At 68.0% G+C, this 1,555-nt stretch carries 2 protein-coding genes and 1 pseudogene; 1 reads left to right on the forward strand and 2 read right to left on the reverse strand.

Features of this window, described 5'->3' with window-relative positions; all coding sequences use genetic code 11:
* Window positions 1-450 (reverse strand): annotated as a pseudogene (locus NW75_RS21260) (tRNA (adenosine(37)-N6)-dimethylallyltransferase); the annotation flags it as partial.
* Here NW75_RS21260 and serB point away from each other — a divergent pair.
* The gene (gene serB / locus NW75_RS21265; protein WP_033967390.1) at window positions 443-1,324 is read left to right on the forward strand and encodes a phosphoserine phosphatase SerB; all 882 of its coding nucleotides are present in this window, start codon (window positions 443-445) and stop codon (window positions 1,322-1,324) included. The pseudogene NW75_RS21260 and the gene serB overlap by 8 nt on opposite strands.
* Before the next feature lie 4 nt (window positions 1,325-1,328).
* On the opposite strand, the gene NW75_RS21270 is transcribed toward serB, so the two are convergent.
* A partial coding sequence (locus NW75_RS21270) for an SPOR domain-containing protein (RefSeq protein ID WP_033967391.1) occupies window positions 1,329-1,555 on the reverse strand: 227 nt, incomplete at its 5' end.

Consider the following 1,555-nt stretch of genomic DNA (forward strand, 5'->3'; position numbering starts at 1 on the left):
CGGCGGCGGGCGGATCCAGCACGGCAAGTGCAGCATGGGCCTCCGCCACCGGCAGCGCGCGAACCGCCTCGCGGATTTGCGGATCGATCTCGGGCACCGGCGCGATGCCGTCGAGCAGGGTGCGCAGGTAGAGCCCGGTGCGCCCACCAGCACCGGCAGCTTGCCCGCAGCGTGCGCCGCGTCGATTTCGCGCGCGGCCGCGTTTGCCCAGCGGGCGGCAGAATAGCTGTCCGCGCCATCGACATGGCCGAACAGACGATGCGGCACGCGCGCTTCGTCCTCAGTGGACGGGCGCGCGGTCAACACGCGCAAATCCCGATAGACCTGCGCCGAATCGGCATTGATGACCACGCCGTCGTGTCGCTCCGCGACGGCAATCGCGAGAGCGGACTTGCCGCTGGCGGTCGGCCCTGCGATGAGCGCGAGCCTTGGGAGGTGACGTGTGTTCATTGCGACGCTGATAGCATCGGATCATCTGGCTGCAGGGGAAATTTCGACGGCGATGGACCGGCTCGAAGCGGCTGGCTGTGCGCCGGTCGCGCAGGGCTGGATCGAGCCGGGCAAGGCGGCCGACATTGCGTTCGGCCTGGCCTCGGATGCCGCGCGCACGGCGCTGGAGGGCGCGTTTCCCGGCATCGACGTGGTCGTGCAGCAGGCTGAGGGCCGTGAGAAGAAGCTGCTCGTCGCCGATATGGATTCGACCATGATTACCGTCGAGTGCATCGACGAACTCGCCGATTTTGCCGGGATCAAGCCACAGATCGCGGCGATTACCGAAGCGGCGATGCGCGGCGAACTCGATTTCGAAGGTGCCCTCGATGCGCGCGTCGCATTGCTGGCGGGGCTTAACGAGGCGGTGATCGAGCGTTGCCTGGCCGAACGCGTGACGATCATGCCCGGTGCCGTTGCGTTGATCGGCACGATGCGTGCGCGCGGGGCGACCGCCATTCTCGTTTCAGGCGGTTTCACCCGCTTTGCCGAGCCGGTGGCGGCGCAGATCGGGTTTCACCGCGCGATTGCCAATCGGCTGGAGATTGCGGGCGGGGTGCTGTCGGGCACGGTGACCAAACCGATCGTCGGCTCCGACACCAAATTGCAGACGCTGTTGGCGGCGATGGCCGAGCTAAACTTGCCGCCCGAGGCTACGCTGGCGGTGGGGGATGGTGCCAATGATTTGGCGATGATCCGCGCCGCTGGCTTGGGCGTGGCCTATTACGCCAAGCCGGTCGTCGCTGCAGCGACGGATGCGCGAATCGACCAGGGTGATCTGTCCGCCTTGCTCTATGCGCAGGGCATTCCCCGCGCGGAATGGGTCGGCGCGTAACGCGCTATGGGTTGACCGGCACGCACGGACGCACTGCGCCGCAAGCCGCCGCCGCCGCCGCGCGCGAAGGGTAGGGCCCGACCAGCACGCGCGTCAGCGCGCCGCTCTTGACGTAGCTGACGCTCGCCCCGGCAAACCGCCCGCTGACTTGACCCCACAATTTGCGGGCATTGCCGGGATCGCCGAATGCGCCAAGCTGAACGTGCCAGCCGCCACGCCCGACCGCCGGGG

Origin of the sequence: Sphingomonas sp. Ant H11, from assembly GCF_000797515.1 — a bacterium.
Classification (GTDB): Bacteria; Pseudomonadota; Alphaproteobacteria; order Sphingomonadales; family Sphingomonadaceae; genus Sphingomonas.